Raw genomic sequence first — 16982 nt, 5'->3', positions numbered from 1 at the left:
GCATCGTGATCAAGTTGAAACTGGATAACGTGAACAAACAATTGGGCGGCGCGCGGATTCTGCGCGACGTCAATCTGGAGATTGCGGCAGGTGAATTCGTGGTGTTCGTCGGCCCTTCGGGCTGCGGAAAATCGACCCTGCTGCGACTGATCGCCGGACTGGACTCGATCTGCGCCGGCGATCTGCTGATCGACGGGCGTCGGGTCAACGACCTGGAGCCGCGCGAGCGTGGCGTCGGCATGGTGTTTCAGTCTTATGCGCTGTACCCGCACATGAGCGTCTACGACAACATCAGTTTTGGTCTCAAATTGGCCAAGACCGAAAAGACCAGCCTGCGCGAGCGCGTGCTGAAAACCGCGCAAATCCTGCAATTGGACAAACTGCTGCAACGCAAGCCAAAGGAGTTGTCTGGCGGACAACGTCAGCGTGTGGCCATGGGCAGAGCGATGGCGCGGGAGCCGGACATTTTGTTGTTCGATGAGCCGCTGTCCAACCTGGATGCGTCCTTGCGGGTGCAGATGCGCAATGAAATCGCCCGGCTGCATGCCCGTCTGGGTTCGACCATGATCTACGTCACCCACGATCAGGTGGAAGCGATGACCCTGGCCGACAAAATTGTCGTGCTCAATGGCGGTCGCGTCGAGCAGGTCGGCTCCCCGCGCGAACTCTATGAGCGCCCGGCCAGCCGCTTTGTCGCCGGATTTCTCGGCTCACCCAGAATGAACTTTCTGCCTGCTCGCTTGCAGGCGCCAGGCGAAACCAGCCTGGTCGACAGCCTCGTGTCAGGCATGACGTCCCTGCCCTTCGACAGCTCGAATCTGGTGGCAGGCACGCCGCTAAGCCTGGGCATTCGTCCGGAGCACGTGTCACTCAAGGCGGCGCAAGGAACCGCCGGCTTCGTCGTGACCGTAGTCGAATACCTGGGCAGCGAAACCTACGTCCACCTCGAGACCGGTCAGGACGAGCCACTGATCTGTCGTTGTGAAGTCCACGCCGGATGGCAGGCGGGCGATCGGGTCGAGCTGCAGCTGGACGTCGACAACCTGCACTTGTTCGACGCCGACGGCACAGCCTTGAGGCGCCACCCACATGCCATTGAAACCGTCACTCTGCGCTCGGCACGAGCAGGCGTCCTATGACTTTGCCTTTGAATACCATGAACGATCCAATATCTGCTGCGCAGCGAGCGCTGAGTGACGGCCTGTCTCGGGTCATCCACGATTACCGCCCCGGATATCACCTTGCCCCCCCGACAGGCTGGATGAACGACCCTAACGGGGTGGTGTACTTCCGTGGCGAGTATCACGTTTTCTATCAACACCACCCCTTTGACGCGAAGTGGGGCCCGATGTATTGGGGGCATGCCAAGAGCGCCGACCTGGTCCATTGGCAGCATCTGCCGATTGCCCTGGCGCCCGGCGATGACTTCGACCGCGACGGCTGTTTTTCCGGTAGCGCGGTGGTGTGTGGAGACACCCTGGCGCTGATCTACACCGGGCACACCTGGCTGAAGGATGTGGGTGATGAAAGCTCGATCCGTCAAGTCCAGTGCCTGGCCACCAGTGTCGACGGCATTCGTTTCGTCAAACATGGCGCGGTCATCGAGACCGCGCCGCAAGACTCGATCATGCACTTTCGTGACCCCAAGGTCTGGCAAGAAGATGACTATTGGTACCTGATTGCCGGCGCACGTCTGGGCGATAAACCGCTGCTGCCGCTGTACCGTTCCACGGATCTGCATACTTGGGAGTTCCTCGACTACGTGGCTAGCGGCAGCGAGGGCGATGGCTATATGTGGGAATGCCCGGATCTGTTTCGCCTGAACGGGCGCGATGTGTTGCTGTACTCCCCTCAGGGCATGCAACCCCAGGGTTACGAACGGCTCAACAAATACCAGACCGGTTATCGCGTCGGCCAACTCGACAGCCAATGGCACTTCACCGGCGGGCCTTTTATCGAGCTTGATAACGGCCACGATTTCTATGCCGCGCAAACGCTGGTGGCCGCCGATGGTCGGCGCCTGCTGTGGGCGTGGCTGGACATGTGGGAAAGCCCGATGCCGAGCCAGGCCCATCACTGGTGCGGCATGCTCGGCTTGCCGCGCGAACTTGAACTGCATGACGATCGCCTTTGCGTGTATCCGGCACGGGAGCTCACCGCTCTGCGCGAAACACCGATGCCAGCCACGCCGTGGTGGGATGAGTCGGGAACCCGTCCGGTGCCGCATGTGAATGGCGACCGACTCGAAATTCATCTGCATCTGGATCTGCGCGGCTGCACCGAGGGCCACCTGGGCATCGCCTTGCGTTGCAGCGACGATGGCTGTGAAGAAACCCTGCTTTATTACGATGCGGCGCTGCAGCGCCTGGTGTTGGATCGCAGTCGCTCGGGTGCGCAAGTCAGCGGCCAGCGCAGTGTGTCGATTGACCCGACACAAGAGCGACTGGAACTGCGCGTGTTTCTCGATCGTTCGTCCATCGAGGTGTTCGACGAAAACGGCCGTTTCAGCCTCAGCAGTCGCCTCTATCCACGGCCCGACAGTCTGGGGGTGAAGCTTCTGGCAAGCGGCAGTGGCGGACGTGTCTGCATTCCCAGGGCATGGCCCCTGGCCTCGGGATGGCTGTGAGCGGCGTCATTCGGGTCGCGAGAAACCCGGGCCCTGTGTCATGATTCTGCGTCAACCTGACCGGCCTCGCCTCGCATGACTTCAGTGAAAGACGTTGCACAACTGGCTGGCGTGTCCCTGATGACGGTTTCTCGAGCGCTCAACAACCCGGAAAAACTGAGCCCCGAAACCCTTCAGCGGGTGCGTCTCGCCATTGATGAACTGCAATTCGTACCGAGCCTGTCGGCGCGCAAGATGCGCGGCGATAACCTCCAGTCGCGCACCATCGGTGTGTTCGCGCTGGACACTGCGACCACACCGTTCGCGGTGGAGCTGCTGCTGTCCATCGAACAGACCGCGCAGCAAGCCGGCTGGAATGTCTTCATCCTCAACCTGTTGAGCAACCCGCCCACCGACCAGAACATCGACCTGATGTTGTCGCACCGTCCCGACGGGTTGATCTTCAGCGCCATGGGCTTTCGCCACGTCAGCATTCCCGAGCGTTTGAAGAGCAAACCGCTGGTACTCGCCAATTGCCTGGCCGATGACAGTCGCCTGGTCAGTTATGTGCCGGACGACGAAACGGGGCAGTATCGCGCCGTGCATCACGCATTGAGCCAAGGCTATCGGCGCCCACTGTGCATCAATCTGCCAAAACAGAGCCTGGCCTGGGGGCTGCGACAAGAAGGCCTGCTGCGCGCCTGTCAGGCATTCGGGCTGGCGCCTGACGCGCTTCTGCAATACGACCTTTCCGAGCATGACGCCTACGGTGAAACCGCAGCCATCCTCGACCGGCACATTGTTGAGGGTCGCCCACAATTCGACATTCTGATCTGTGGCAACGATCGGATTGCGTTTTGTGCCTATCAGCTATTGTTGAGCCGTGGTCTGAAAATTCCCGGCGATGTCGCCGTGCTCGGCTACGACAACATGATCGGTATCGCCGAACTGTTCATCCCGCCGCTGACCACGGTGCAACTGCCGTACTACGAAATCGGTCGCAATGCAGCCCGGCACCTGATCGAAGCCCTTGAGGTGGAGGGAGCCCAGCCGGTTGATTGTCCATTGGTGATCAGGGCGTCGCTATGAGTGCGAGCGCCGTAGACCAGCCAGTGTACGAGGCGTCTCAGGATTTGGCATCGACACCCGCGAGCATTGCCTCTCCCAATACGATTTTTCCGCTGTCCTTGAGTGCCTGAGCGGCACCACGGATGTCTCTCGCTTCCTTGTTCTGACCCAGCTTGAACTTACCAACCAGGCGGGTGATCTCGATCTCTATCCCTACGATCGCCTTAAGCATCGAGGCGATGTAGTCCTTCGGAGCGTCGGTCATTTTCCATGGCTCGGGCTGGGATGACTCATGGGTTCGGGTCAGGAGCGCCACCAACCCACGGACATAGCGCTCATCATCGTGAATGGTGATCCTCCCATGGGCGTGCACCACCTTATAGTTCCAGGTCGGAACCTGTTTATGGGCTTCGTGCTTGCTTGGATACCAGGTGGGCGAGATGTAAGCCTCGGCACCGCGAAAAACCACCAGCACTTCGTCTCCATTTTTAACGTCCTGCCAGACTGGATTGGCACGCGCGACGTGCGCCTGGAGCACACCGAACTGCCCCTGCGAGGCCTTCAACTCGAAAGGAACGTGGTTGGCATCCAGTCCACTTTCGCCGTTGGTAAACAGAATGCCCAGCGGGTGCTCGGCGATCAGCTCATGAAGGGCTTCGGCGCGAGGCTCATCAAAATGGGCGGGTACGTACATATCAACTCCTTCAATCGTTCAGGGGTGAGGTGGCCTTCATGTGAATTGTGTTGATGATCTGGCCCATGGTATAGAGCCAATATCCAACAGAATCACTGGGCCAGAATTGATGGCACGTAAAGCCAACGTTGTTGAAATTCCATCGCTGGGCACGCTGGATCGAACCACCGGTCAATTGGGACGACAGTTGGCTCAAGCACTCAGGTCCGCGATCCGCAGGGGCGACCTCAAGCCAGGCGAGCTGTTGCCCTCAACGCGCACTCTCGGCAAATCGCTGATGATTGCCCGAGGCACCGTCATCGAGGCCTTTGAGCAATTGATCGCCGAGGGCTTTCTGGAGTCCCAAGGCAGAGCAGGCACACGGGTGGCCCGCTCCCTGGCAGACGCGTCGCCAACCACCGGGCAGGAGCAAGGCCGGCCAACCGAAGCCAGGTCGTGGACGCCCTCGGTGCGAATCGAACGGTTCGCTCAGGTGGCCCGGCAATTTGGAGCGGCTGCGCAGATTCCGTTCTCGGTCTCGGTGCCGATTGGCAAAGCGGCGCCTGACGATATCTGGCGTCGCCTTGGCAATCGCATCAGGGCGCGGGGGCCTGGGGCGCCCTCGGGATACGGCGACCCACAAGGCGAGCTTGAATTGCGTGAAGCGGTAGCGGATTACGTGCGCAAGTCACGATCCGTGCGCTGTGAAGCGAGCCAGGTGATCATCACCTCCGGCACGCAACAAGGCCTGTACCTCGCCTGTCAGGTGTTGCTCGATGTGGGTGATTTTGCGTGGGTGGAGGATCCGGCCTACCGGGGGATTACCGGGATTCTTGAAAGCGCGGGCCATGGCAATCAAATGATCCGCGTCCCGGTTGATGCCGAGGGGCTGAATGTTGAACACGGCATCGAACAATGCCCCCAGGCACGGGCCGCTTTCGTGACCTCGTCACACCAATACCCGCTCGGTATGCCAATGAGCATGGCCAGACGCGATGCCTTGTTGTCATGGGCCAGGGCGTCCGATGCCTGGATCGTCGAGGACGATTACGACAGTGAGCTGCGTTACGCCGGCCACCCTTTTCCATCCTTGCAAGGGCTGGACCCCGACCGGGTTATCTACCTGGGGACGTTCAGCAAAATACTGTTCCCCTCGTTACGACTCGGCTACGCAGTCGTTCCGCCCTATCTGGTGCAAGCCTTTTGCGGTGCGCGGGTTCTCATGGATCGGCATCCCGCCAACGCCGATCAGCACGTACTCGCAGCGTTCATCGCGCAAGGACATCTGGATCGACACATCCGGCGAATTCGCGGCGTGTACGCCGACATCCACCGACAAATCATCGAGACCGTTACCAGACTGATTCCTCGCGAATTTGCATGGTTGGAACCGAGCGATCAGGGCATGCATCTGGTGCTTTGGCTGGCGGAGGGTATCGATGATCAGTGGGTCGCGACCAAAGCTTCGGAAGCTCTGGTATCGGTACGTGCCGTATCCCCGATGTATGCCGGCGGCAACGGCCGTTCGGGATTGATTCTGGGCTTGGGCGGTTTCAGTGCCCAAGACATTGAGTGCGCCACGCGGCGCCTGGCGCAGGTCATCGCGTCGGCCGCGAATCCGTTGGGCCGCAGGACCATGCCAATTGCCAAAAATCATTCTTAAAACAATAAGTTGAATTGCTTTAATAACTTATTGGACAGAAGGCTATATTTTTGACTAGTGACATTTGACAGGTCGCCTTGAGTGATCAATACCTAACAGGGTCGACGCCTGATCCTGATAAAGGCGAGGATGCAGTGGGTGGATCTCGTTGCCCACTGCATTTAAATAAGACCCACGATCGAAATTACTTATTTTTATAGGGCCCGAAGGTTCGGACCATGCGGTAGCTTTGGCCATCGCAAAAGACCCGCTTCGTTTCGTGCTCGAAGGCAATATGACGCACAGCGTTAAGTAAGGCTTACACATTCCACTTTAAAGCCCTGTGCGCTCCCCTTACCGTTTCCCGTGCGTTACATGCTTCATCGCTGATACACCGTTCTAAAAACTTAACACTTTCAGGACTTCCACAACTTCATAGAGTTCACTGGAAGGATAACGGCATTGTTGACAAGCAACAGACATGCCTAAACCAACGCTACGGAGCTTGCCAGTATGTTGACGAGTACCCAAGCCTCCAACTGGTATCTTTTACAGTGCAAGCCACGTCAGGACGAACGGGCCAAAATCAATCTATTGCGGCAAAACTATGTCATATTTTGCCCGCAAATCGTTAGCCAGCGCCTGATTCACGGCAGACCCCATCAATACCTTGAGCCCCTCTTCCCGGGGTACCTTTTCATTCAGTTGAGTCGTGACGACAAGTGGGCGCCTTTGCGTTCTACCCGTGGCGTCAGCCGAATCGTCGACTTTAATCACGGCCCTGCAACAGTTCCTGACGATGTCATCGAACATTTGCGTAGCCGGTGCTATAAGCCACCGGAAATTCTTGCAACTCACTCGTTCAAGCCCGGTGAAAAACTGCAAATAACCCGAGGACCGCTGTCGACACTCGAAGGTATTTTCCTGACCATGTTAGGTGATGAGAGAGTTATGATCCTGCTTCACTTTCTAAATAGAGAACAGCCGATTCGTATTCCACTGATTGATATTGAGCGAGCGCGACTCCAGCTATAAGACCCTACTTGACCTGCCTCGCCAACCAACTTTAACGCACCCATCCAACTTTGAATTTAAACCAAAGTTTATACTTTCTTTTTTCACAAGCCCTATTCAGGCGCGCAACTATTCACACTTACAAACTTCACTCGCCTAAAAAATTACTGACATCAACCCATGTTACATCGCGCACATTCGGCCCTGTTTTTCCGGTCTATCGTCATTGGATTCGTCCCCAGGAGCAATAACATGACCCTTAAGACACGCGGTCCATTCGCACTGATAATGATCTCTTTGTATCCCGGAGCGGCCTGGAGCCTCGATCCCCAGACCATTGACATCTACGGATTCAACTTCACCCCCACTTTGTTATTTTCAGAGAGCTACGATGACAACTTCCGGGAACTGGAGCGAGGGCGTCAGTCGTCCATGGTGACCAAGGTGGCGCCCTCTTTCGAACTCAAGGCCGAAGATCGAAACAGTGCCACGCGACTTATCTGGCAACCTACCCGATACATTTATCATGATCATTCGGACGCCTCGAATACGGCACAACGTGTGCGGCTCAACAGCATCATGGAATTTACCGATCGTCATCGACTGAAACTGGATGCCGAAGCACGTAAATATGAGCGTACAACCTCGACTGCAGTCGAAGGGATCAACGACAAGATTCGCACTAACCGCGTCAATGGTCTTTATACCTTCGGCGCCCGGAGCGCTGACAATCAGATCGATCTGGGCGCCAGTTACGCTCAACTTCGTTACGACAACTCCGACGGCATCAACAAAGACAAGGAGCGTAACACCACCGGCTTGACCACCACCTGGTACCACCGCATAGGCAGCAACACCCGTGGCTTGTTGGAGTACGACCATACGGTCTTCGACTACCTGCTATCCGACAGCCGCCTCAACAGCACCTCCGATGCGGTCCTGGCCGGCGGCGAATGGGACTTCACCGCACGCACCAGCGGCAAAGTCCGTATCGGCTATGAGCGCAAGAACTTCGATGACAACAGCGTAAAGGACCTCAATAACCCGACCTGGCAGGTGGATCTGCGATGGAAACCACGCACCTACTCGACCTTTTCGTTTGTTGCTCACCAGGCATTGGCCGAGGGCGACGATGGCGCTGACGCCGTCAAGACCACCTCTGCCCTGTTTGGCTGGCGTCATGGCTGGACCGAACGTATCACCACCGTGGCCGAAGTTGGGCTGGCCCGTTATCAATACGAGGGTCAGAACCGTACCGACGACCTGCACGATTACAACCTCGCCGTGGAATACCAGATGCGTCGCTGGCTGGATATCGAGTTGGGCTATCGCTATCGCAACGACAATTCCGACGCCGACAACCATAGTTTTGAACGCAACATTTTCTTGCTCAGCTTCAACATAAGTCTCTAAGAGGTTTCCTTCCATGAACTCGCGAATGCTTGGCTTGTTGTTGGTGCCGTGGCTGCTGCCCGCAACTTTTGCAGCAGACCCCGGCGCCCAGTACAAACTGGCGGCCGGCGATGTATTGCGCATCACCGTATTCGGAGAGCGGGATCTGAGCTTTGACAAAATCCGCCTCAATGACGCCGGTACCTTTTCCTATCCGTTCCTGGGAGAGATCGCCGCCAAGGGGCTCACCCCCAATCAGGTAGAAAAAATCATCGTCGACGGGCTCAAGCAAGGTTACCTGGTCGACCCAAAGGTCAGCCTCAACCTGATCGTCTACCGCTCGTTCTACATCAATGGCGAGGTGAAGAAACCCGGCAGCTATCCATACGAGCCCGGGCTGACGCTTGAGAAAGCCATTGCCTTGGGCGGAGGCCTGACCGAACGGGCCTCGATCAAGCGAGTGACCATCGTGCGCGGCGATGGCTCACCACCCCTGACCGATACGGTCACGCGCAGCACCACCATCGCCCCCGGTGACACCATCTCCATTGCACAAGGCTTTTTCTGATCATGGACAACAGCCCAAGCATCTACGTCGAACGTCCACTCCAACCTCTGCCTCAGTATCAGCAGCACAGCGAGGAAAAGGACACCATTGACCTGCTCAAATATTGGAGGGTGATCTGGCGTGCTCGTTGGAAAATCGCATGGTTGATACTGCTTGCCTGTGCGCTTGCAATAGCCATTCTGTCATTCATTCCCTCACAGTACATCGGCAGCACCACCCTGCTGATCAAAGAAAAAACGCCACCACTGCTGACCTTCCAGCAAGTCACAGATTCAAGTTCCGGTACCGTCGATTACTTGCAGACGCAACTGGCGCTCCTGCAATCGCGGGACCTGGCCGAACGCGCCGTCAAAAAGCTCAACCTCACCACTAACCCGGTGACCGATCCACGCCAGCAACCGCAGTCCTGGTTTACGCCACGCAAATGGTTGGCAAGCCTTGATCTTGGCCAGTGGTTGCCGGCTCTGGATTTTTTGCTACCCCAGCAGGTAATACCCACTGAAACCGACATATTCAATGAGGTCACGCAGAACCTCATGAAACGCACCGACGTCAAATTTGTCGGCAAGAGCCAGTTGCTCAATATAGAGGTGATGCTACCTGATCCTGACCTGGCGGCCGCAACCGCCAATGCGATTGCCCAAGGCTTCATTGATAGCCAGTTCGACAATAGCCTGAAGTCCTCGCAGACCAACGCCAGCTGGATGAATTCACGCTTGGTCGAATTGCGCGATAACCTGCGCAGTGCAGAAAACAAGCTTCAGGCTTATCGGGAAGAACAAGGCCTGGTCGATGTTGGCGGTGTCGCCACCATCAGCGCCAATGAACTGGAAATGACCGGCAACCGCATGATCGATGCCCGCCGTAACCTGGCGGAAGCCGAGAGCCGGTACCGTCAGGTCCAGGCTCTGAGCAATGGCGATCTGAGCAGACTCTCCAGTGTGCCCGCCGTCTTGAGCAACGCTTTGGTGCAGAAATTCCAGGCACAACAGGCCAAGGCTCAAGCCAAGGTCGAAGAGTTGTCGGGGCGTTACGGTCCAAAACATCCGACCCTGATCGCCGCTCGCGCCGAGTTGCGTACGGCCACCGACAGTTTGCGTCTACAGGTTCGACAGGTGGTTGCCAGCATCGAACAGGATTACCAGTTAGCCAGGGCCAGTGAAAGCTCACTGCGAAACTCATTCAACAGCAACAAGACGCAGATACAGAATATTTCGCGCAAGGAGTTCCAGCTGCGTGAACTCCAGCGTGAAGTCGACAGCAGCCGCGCCTTGTATGAAACCTTCATCACCCGGTTAAAGGAAACTGCGGCTACCTCAGACATGGATTCCACCAAGGCGCGCATCGTTGACCCGGCGATTGTGCCTTTGGAGCCGAGCAAACCCCGCAAAAAACTGATCATGATGATTGTCGCCGTCGTGGCCGCGCTGATCGGCATGGCGCTGGCATTAATATCCGAAGCCCGGAACAAAACCTTCAAGACCGACGAAGCAGTCGAAAGCACACTTAACATCCCCCTGCTCAGTGTGGTGCCGCTGGTCACGAAGAGAAGCCGCCGGCAACTGGCGCGATTGTTCGACGACAACGAGCATCCGCGTTTTTGCGAGACCATTCGCAACTTGCGCACCTGGCTGATGTTGCACGGCGGAGAAAAGCCGTCACAGGTGGTGCTCGTTGCCTCGACCATGGCCGATGAAGGTAAAAGCACCATTGCCAACAACCTGGCTTACTCGCTTGCGTTGCTGGAGCGGGTCCTGTTGATCGATGCCGACATGCGCCGATCCAGCCTTTCGCACAATTTCGATCTTCCGGCGGACAGCCCGGGATTGGCCAATGTCCTGGCCGGTACCGCGCGGCTCGAAGACTGTATCCGGACGGTCGGCAATCTGGACATGTTACCGGCCGGGAAGCTTTCGCCCGCGCCGCTGGACCTGCTCAGCTCGCCACGCCTGACGCCCCTTCTCGAAGCGCTGAAGTCACGGTACCAACGCATCATCATCGACTCCCCGCCTGCACAGATGGTCAGCGACGCGCTGTTACTGGCCAAGCATTCGGACGCGGTGATCTACGTAATCAAGGCCGAAAGCACACCGATCAGCCAAGTACAGAAGTGCCTCGCGACACTGCAACAGAGCCACGCGCCGGTGTTTGGCGTGGTGCTCAACCAGGTTGACCTGCGCAAGGCGCGCAAGCAGGGTTATAGCCACAGCGATACGTTTCAGAACTACGACTATCTGACCCGGTAACTCTTGCGCCTGTCTCTTGAGTAACTTCTTTCCAACAACCACCAAAAACCGCTTCATCCCAGTCGATCGATACCAGTGTGCGGGAAAGGGCGTGCCGTATTCGGCACCGTTGTCCAACCCATGCCTGGAGGTTGAGCCGATGACATCGCTATACACCGCTCAAATGACTCACCGCCGAGGTCTGACCTTCTGGGGGCAATGGCTGTGCGCGCTCATCCTGAGCAATCTGCTGCTGCTGGTGCTGGTGTACTGGCGCGTCGGCAGCCTGACCAGTGAATACCGGATTCTGATGATTCTCACGGTCTTGGGTTCGATCCCGATCTACAGCGTCATGCAGGTTTACCACAAGCGTCATGAGTGGTTGTCGGGGTTGGCTCGGTTGCTGGCGGCCTGGTTGATTCTGCTGGCCGTTCTGATCAGCATTGCCTTCATCACCCAGACCAGCGCGATTTTCTCGCGGCAAGTGATCATCCTCTGGGCCGTGCTGGGTTACCTGATCCAGGCTGCGAGCTTCCTGCCGCTGCATAACCTGACCCGAATGTATTCGCGCAAGCTCTGCAACGAGCGCCGGGCGGCGATCATCGGGACTTGCCCGACGGCACACAAGTTGGCGAGAAAACTGTCCAGGCCGAACCGTGAACCGGTACTGGGGTTTATCGCAACCGCCGACCATACCGGTCCGGCGCCCAGCATTCTGCCGCTGCTGGGCCGCGCCGACGACATTCGCGAGATCATCACCCGCCTGCATATCCGGCGTATTTACATCGTCTTGCCTTTGGCACAGGCAGCCATCATCGAAGCCTTGTACATCGACCTGCTCGACATGTATGTCGATGTGGTCTGGATCCCTGATTTCGGCAGCATGGTGCTGCTCAATCAATCGATCTCGGAAATAGAGCGGATGCCGGCCATCTACCTCAATGAAAGCCTCATCAGTTCGCACCCCGGCAGCCTGCTCTGTAAGGAGTTGTTCGAACGTAGCCTGGCCGCAATAGCCATTGTTGTGCTCAGCCCCTTGCTGCTGACCGTGGCGATAGCGGTCAAGCTCTCTTCGCCCGGTCCGGTGTTGTTCAAGCAAAATCGTTACGGCTATAACGCCGAAGTGATCAAGGTCTGGAAATTCCGCTCGATGCGTGTGCATGACGACAGCGAAGTGCGCCAGGCCACTCGCGAAGATGAGCGCATTACCCCGCTCGGGCGTTTTTTGCGCCGTAGTTCGATCGATGAACTACCACAGCTTTTCAATGTGCTGTTCGGTGACATGGCCCTTGTCGGCCCGCGACCGCACGCGGTCACTCACAATATTTACTACTCCGGCAAAATACGCGCCTACATGGCCCGTCATCGCCTCAAGCCGGGAATCACCGGGTTGGCCCAGATCACCGGGCATCGCGGTGAAACCCAGACGCTGGAAAAAATGCAGCAGCGCGTCGCCCAGGACCTCAACTACATCAACCAATGGTCGCTGTGGCTGGACATCAAGATTCTCGTCAAGACCCCTTTCACGTTGTTCTCAAAGGACATTTATTAAGGAGTCAGCCATGATCAATCTGGAGTTGATCGGGCATTTCGCACCGAACCTGCTGGACGCCAACAAAGCATTTTCCTTCATTAATTTTGCATCCGTCAGAAGTCTGTTCGACCGGAACCCGACGTCCATCGCCTATTTTTGCGACGGCATGCTGATGTCTACCTTCATGTCGCGTATCACCGGCCACACGATCGGCCGGGTCAGCTTCGACTTCACGTCCATCGCCGATGCGGTCTTCAGTTGTGCCGAGCAACAAGGCAAGCGCGTGTATTTTGTCGGCGCCAGGCAAGCGGAACTGGATCTGTTCATCAACAAGATCAAGGATCGCTACCCGGCATTGCTTATTGCCGGTCATCACAACGGCTATTTCGATGCGTCGCAGGCCGCGTGCATTCAAGCGGATATCTGCCGCAGTGAAGCCAACATCCTGATCGTCGGTCTGGGCGCCGGACTTCAAGAGCAGTTCGAGCAGGATGCCCTGCGTGCCGGCTTCAACGGTGTGGCATTCACCTGTGGCGGTTTCATTCGCCAGGAGGCCACGCACACAGACCCTTACTACCCTGAGCTGATCAACCGCCTGCACCTGCGCGCGTTCTATCGGATGTACCGCGAACCGCACACCATCAAGCGCTACCTGGTCGATTACCCGACCAATTTTGTTCAACTGCTGGCGATGATCGTCCGGCGCCAAATGACCATCCATATCACTTATCCCTGAGCAGCGAATATGCATATCCTGTTCATCCTCAAGGACTTCAAGCCCGATGGTGGCCTGGAGCATGTCCAGCAACGCCTGGCCCGGCAGTTTCTCAAGGATGGCCAAAGGGTCAGTTACTTCGTCATGAACGGCGATACCGCGGACGTTGAAGGAGCGACCACTTTCAACGGTGGCGGCAATGGATTCGTCGGTCTGCTCAAGTCGATAGGAGTGCTGCGGCGCCTTATCCGTCGTGAGCGTGTGACCCACCTTATCGCCGCCAAGGAGCAGGCCAACCTCTGCACCTGGTTTGCCACCCTGGGTCGCTCATGCAACGTCATCTACGCCCGGCACGCAGCACTGGATTGCGGCGAACAGAAAATCGGCCTCACTACCCTGCGCCTGCTCTATGGGTTGTACCTCTGCGGCAATGGCCAGGTAGTGACAGTTTCCAACGGCCTGCGCCAGGCCCTCGCCGATCTGGTGCCCTGGGGTCGCCAGCGCATCCGTTATTGCCCCAATGCGGTGGTCACCGAACATCTGCTTAGCGCCGCGCAGACGCCCCTGCTCAGAGGGTTGCCGACCGAGTTCTGGCTGGCGGTAGGCCGGCTGGTGGAGCCCAAGGGTTTCCATTTGCTGCTCGACGCCTATGCCATGGCCTTGGGCAGAGCCGCACTGCCGGACCTGGTGATCATCGGTGACGGCCCGCAACTCTCCGCGCTGACATCCCAGGCAAACCGCCTGGGCATCGAAGACCGAGTGCATTTCACTGGTTTTCTGAGCAATCCCTACCCGTTGATCAGGCATGCACGACTGCTGATCCTGAGTTCGTTTCATGAAGGCTTGCCGACCGTCCTGATCGAGGCCCTGGCGCTGGGTACGCCCGTGCTGGCCTGCGACTGCGATACCGGGCCCAGGGAGTTGCTTGATAACGGCCGACTCGGCCAACTGGTCAAGGTCAATGATGTCCCGGCGCTGGCCGAAGGGATGCTGCGCAGCCTGGACTCCCAAGACCAGGCTGCGCCAGGCGGGCAAGTGGCCGACGATGCGATTCGCCAGTACACCAGCCAATACGCCGCACAGGCGTACTACTGGGTGTGGAACCTATGAAAAGACTGCTGATTATCCTGCAGGACTTGAACGGGGGTGGCGCCGAGAAAATGATGGCGCGCCTCGCCAGCGCACTGACCGATGCTGGCAATGACGTGACATTGCTGATGCTTACCGGCGCGGGCGTGAACTCGGCGTACCTCGATCCACGGGTCAAAAAGGTCGAGTTGCACAGCGTGCGCAGTGCCAGGGCCGTGCCGGCACTGACACGCTTTCTTCGCCACAATCGCTTTGACGCGCTACTGGCCGCCCTCACCCATGTCAACGTCGTGGCCATCGTCGCCGCCGCGCTGTCAGGTACGCTGGCGCGCCTGCATGTCAGTGAGCGCAACGCGTTTTCCCATGACAAATATGTCAACCCCGCGTTGACGGTGCGCACAGCATATCTACTGGCACCGTTACTGTATCGGCTGATCCCCAATCCAGTGATCTGCGTCTCGCGCGGTGTCGCCCAGGATCTGATCGACACCACCATCACACGCCCCCGGGATGTCACCATCGCTGACAATCCGGTGCTCGACAACGACTTTCGCGAGAAGGCGCCAGGGCGTCCAGGCCACCGCTGGTTGCGGGCAAAGTCCACCCCGGTGATCGTCGCCGTGGGTCGTCTGGCGCGACAAAAAGGTTTTGACGTATTGATCGATGCCTTCGCCCGACTGCCCGATCCCACCGCCCGATTGATCATTTTCGGCGAAGGTGCGCTCAGAGCCCAATTGCTCGAGCAAGCGGTCGCGCTGGGCGTGGCCGACCGGTTCGATTTGCCAGGCTATGTCAGTCATCCAATGGCAGAAGTGGCGGCGGCCGATTGTTTTGTCCTCTCGTCGCGTTTCGAGGGCAGCCCCAACGCACTGGTCGAGGCGATGGCTACGGGTACTCCGGTGGTATCGACTCACTGCCCCTATGGCCCGCAAGAGATTCTCGACAATGGTGCGATCGCCCCGTTGGTGGCGGTCGACGATCCCGATGCGCTGGCCTGTGCAATTACCCTGGAACTGGCATCGCCGCGTGATGCAAATCGCCAGGCCCGGATCGATGCCGCCGCCCGTTTCATGAGCGCTCGCGCGGCGAAGACTTATCTCGATGCGCTACTCGGGAGCCAGTCGTCATGAACAAACTGGAAGTCAGGTACAGCACGCTGCGCAACGCCTTCACGCTGTTCGGTGTGTTGTTCTACATCCAGGTGATCGGATTTCTTTTCGGGCTGGCGGATTCATCGAATCTGGACGCCGCCGAAAAAGACCTCGAAGGCAACGCGGTCAACCAGATATGCGGCCTGATCACCCTGCTGGTGCCGCTGTTCTTCTTCATCCGCAACAAGGTTTTCCTCAGCAAAAGCTTCTACAGGAACAACATCTTCCTGCTGGCGTTCATGCTCTGTCTGGCCGTATCGATCAGTTGGTCCTACGACCCGATGTTGAGTTTCAAACGTTTTGTGGCGCTGATCAGCGTGGTGTTCTTTGCCGGTTTCGTCGCCTACAACTACAGCCTCGAGAAAATCGCTTTCATGCTCGGTTGTATCATCGGCGCCGCAGCGTTGTTCGGCTTGATATTCGCGCTGTTCAGGCCTGACATCGCCTTCATTTACGGAGGTGTTCGCGATGGTGCATTCAAAGGGATCTTCCCGGATAAAAATGCCGGTGCCCGCATCAACGCCATCGCCATTTTGCTACTGCTGCCGATGATACGTCAGCGCAATCCCTGGGCCATCCTCTGCTCGTTGTTCTCGCTGATCGCGATTGCGCTGGCCCAATCTGCCACCGCCGTAGCGCTGATCGTCGCCGGTGCGGCGAGCTATTGGTATTTCCTTACATTGATCCGCTTGCACGTCAACCGCTCACTGCCCGCCTTCCTCGGCACGACAGTCGTCTATGTGCTGATCTGCTTCTTTGTCTATGGCAACTATGCGCTGCTGCTGGAGCTGACCGGCCGTGACCCGTCACTCACCGACCGCACGCTGATCTGGGACTTGCTCACGCCGCTGATCGACGATGAATGGCTCAAGGGTTACGGCTTCGGCGCCTTCTGGTCCAGCCCGAGCGCCGACGTCTTCATCAACCGTTGGGGTTACATCGGCAATGCACACAGCGGCTACATGGAAACCTTGCTTAACGGCGGCATCGTTCAGTTGATAGCGCTGATCCTCATGCTGCTAGAAGCGCTGATCAAACACTATCGGGCCCTGGTGGCGGATCACTCGGCACGGTTTCACGTCAGCGCGATGGTCATCGTCGGCTCATTCATGCTCACCAACTATGTGGCGTACGTGATCCCGAATTACCGCTCTGCGGAGTTCCTGGTGTTCTGCATCCTGGCCCTGTCTTTTCGGCATCACCATGCAACATCCCCCCAGTTGTCACCGGCAACCCTGGGCCAGCATCCGTCTGACCAGGCCTTAACGCGTGATTCAGCCAAGGCGTAACAAAAGGAGAAGCAACC

At 57.7% G+C, this 16982-nt stretch carries 14 protein-coding genes; 13 read left to right on the top strand and 1 reads right to left on the bottom strand.

All coding sequences use genetic code 11. The features are described from left to right. Positions 1 to 5: 5 nt before the first annotated feature. The 3 genes from AC30D7_RS02980 (at position 6) to AC30D7_RS02970 (ending at position 3694) form a co-directional block, all read left to right on the top strand. Positions 6 to 1139, top strand: a complete 1134-nt coding sequence (locus AC30D7_RS02980; protein ID WP_490132969.1) for an ABC transporter ATP-binding protein — start codon at positions 6 to 8, stop codon at positions 1137 to 1139. Beyond that, complete coding sequence (locus AC30D7_RS02975) at positions 1136 to 2626, top strand: glycoside hydrolase family 32 protein (RefSeq protein WP_490132968.1); 1491 nt, start codon at positions 1136 to 1138, stop codon at positions 2624 to 2626. Before AC30D7_RS02980 ends, AC30D7_RS02975 begins: the two co-directional genes overlap by 4 nt. 75 nt (positions 2627 to 2701) lie before the next feature. Further along, complete coding sequence (locus AC30D7_RS02970) at positions 2702 to 3694, top strand: LacI family DNA-binding transcriptional regulator (protein WP_490132967.1); 993 nt, start codon at positions 2702 to 2704, stop codon at positions 3692 to 3694. Positions 3695 to 3731: 37 nt separating this feature from the next. Here the strand turns inward: AC30D7_RS02970 and AC30D7_RS02965 are convergent, their stop codons facing one another. After that, positions 3732 to 4367 (bottom strand): FMN-binding negative transcriptional regulator, encoded by a 636-nt coding sequence (locus AC30D7_RS02965; RefSeq protein ID WP_490132966.1) that lies wholly within the window; start codon positions 4365 to 4367, stop codon positions 3732 to 3734. Between the two features lie 109 nt (positions 4368 to 4476). Between AC30D7_RS02965 and pdxR the strand changes: the two genes are divergently transcribed. The 10 genes from pdxR to AC30D7_RS02915 all read left to right on the top strand — a co-directional run bounded on the left by pdxR (position 4477) and on the right by AC30D7_RS02915 (position 16965). Continuing rightward, positions 4477 to 6009, top strand: a complete 1533-nt coding sequence (pdxR, locus tag AC30D7_RS02960; RefSeq protein ID WP_490132965.1) for a MocR-like pyridoxine biosynthesis transcription factor PdxR — start codon at positions 4477 to 4479, stop codon at positions 6007 to 6009. A 492-nt stretch (positions 6010 to 6501) separates the two neighbouring features. Next, the gene (rfaH, locus tag AC30D7_RS02955) at positions 6502 to 7023 is read left to right on the top strand and encodes a transcription/translation regulatory transformer protein RfaH (protein ID WP_490132964.1); all 522 of its coding nucleotides are present in this window, start codon (positions 6502 to 6504) and stop codon (positions 7021 to 7023) included. Between the two features lie 231 nt (positions 7024 to 7254). Next, a complete protein-coding gene (locus tag AC30D7_RS02950) occupies positions 7255 to 8415 on the top strand; it encodes an outer membrane beta-barrel protein (protein WP_490132963.1) in 1161 nt (386 codons plus the stop codon). Positions 8416 to 8428: 13 nt separating this feature from the next. Then, positions 8429 to 8962: a polysaccharide biosynthesis/export family protein gene (locus tag AC30D7_RS02945; protein ID WP_490132962.1), complete on the top strand. Its 534-nt coding sequence runs from the start codon at positions 8429 to 8431 to the stop codon at positions 8960 to 8962. Positions 8963 to 8964: 2 nt separating this feature from the next. Continuing rightward, positions 8965 to 11208 carry a GumC family protein gene (locus AC30D7_RS02940; RefSeq protein ID WP_490132961.1) on the top strand — a complete coding sequence of 748 codons (2244 nt, stop codon included), beginning with the start codon at positions 8965 to 8967 and terminating at the stop codon, positions 11206 to 11208. A 139-nt stretch (positions 11209 to 11347) separates the two neighbouring features. Further along, positions 11348 to 12739: an undecaprenyl-phosphate glucose phosphotransferase gene (locus AC30D7_RS02935; RefSeq protein WP_490132960.1), complete on the top strand. Its 1392-nt coding sequence runs from the start codon at positions 11348 to 11350 to the stop codon at positions 12737 to 12739. Between the two features lie 10 nt (positions 12740 to 12749). Continuing rightward, on the top strand, positions 12750 to 13457 hold the full coding sequence (locus AC30D7_RS02930) for a WecB/TagA/CpsF family glycosyltransferase (protein ID WP_490132959.1): 708 nt from the start codon (positions 12750 to 12752) through the stop codon (positions 13455 to 13457). A gap of 9 nt (positions 13458 to 13466) precedes the next feature. Next, a complete protein-coding gene (locus tag AC30D7_RS02925; RefSeq protein ID WP_490132958.1) occupies positions 13467 to 14546 on the top strand; it encodes a glycosyltransferase in 1080 nt (359 codons plus the stop codon). After that, positions 14543 to 15655 (top strand): glycosyltransferase, encoded by a 1113-nt coding sequence (locus tag AC30D7_RS02920; RefSeq protein WP_490132957.1) that lies wholly within the window; start codon positions 14543 to 14545, stop codon positions 15653 to 15655. The genes AC30D7_RS02925 and AC30D7_RS02920 overlap by 4 nt, the downstream gene beginning before the upstream one ends. After that, entirely contained in the window at positions 15652 to 16965 is a 1314-nt protein-coding gene (locus AC30D7_RS02915; RefSeq protein WP_490132956.1) for an O-antigen ligase family protein, read from the top strand. The genes AC30D7_RS02920 and AC30D7_RS02915 overlap by 4 nt, the downstream gene beginning before the upstream one ends. The last annotated feature ends 17 nt before the right edge of the window (positions 16966 to 16982 follow it).

It is taken from the genome of Pseudomonas sp. DF5, from assembly GCF_058148225.1.
Note: the sequence above shows the minus strand (reverse complement) of the source record. Positions and strands in the feature narration are given on the sequence as shown.